General features: G+C 47.6%; 1 protein-coding gene. It reads right to left on the reverse strand.

The annotated features are described in order from the left end of the window. Positions 1–521 (reverse strand): hypothetical protein (locus tag AC5KOD_RS02340; RefSeq protein WP_496912947.1); only part of this gene is annotated, 521 nt, incomplete at both ends.

The raw sequence follows: 521 nt of genomic DNA on the forward strand, positions 1-521 counted from the left end.
TTAACGATTAAGGCCACTACGACTGACCACGTAGCCAAAGCAAAGGAACTCATAAAGCTGGCAAACAACGCAAGATTAAGAATGCCCGTCGAAGCTGATTTATCCATGGGCTTGGGTTCGATTAAACCGAAATAACCTAAGATAATTCCCACGATAATCTGGACAATCGCGTTATTAAGGCCCGTGACTTGAGTCAGTACTTGGCAGAGATAGCCTAAACAGACTAACAGAGCCAAATAATAAGTCGGAGAACGAAATCGCTCTGGAACAAGGTCGTATAGCGGACGCCGAGGGGCGTCTGTTTGGGCTTCTTCTGACGTTGTTTCTGTATCAGAAATGGTTTTAGAAACAGATGAGGCAGTGGTCTCTCGGTATTCTCCCAATAAGCGGTGACTTTCTTTCCCAAGAATCGTCGCCGTTAGTGGGAAGCCGAAAAAGCCGTGCATCACAAAAATCATCATGGCTAGCATGCCTAGTTCGGGCTTGCCAGCTTCGGTGGCGGCGCCTTGCATGATTAGGGC

It is taken from the genome of Vagococcus sp. WN80Y, assembly GCF_059621045.1.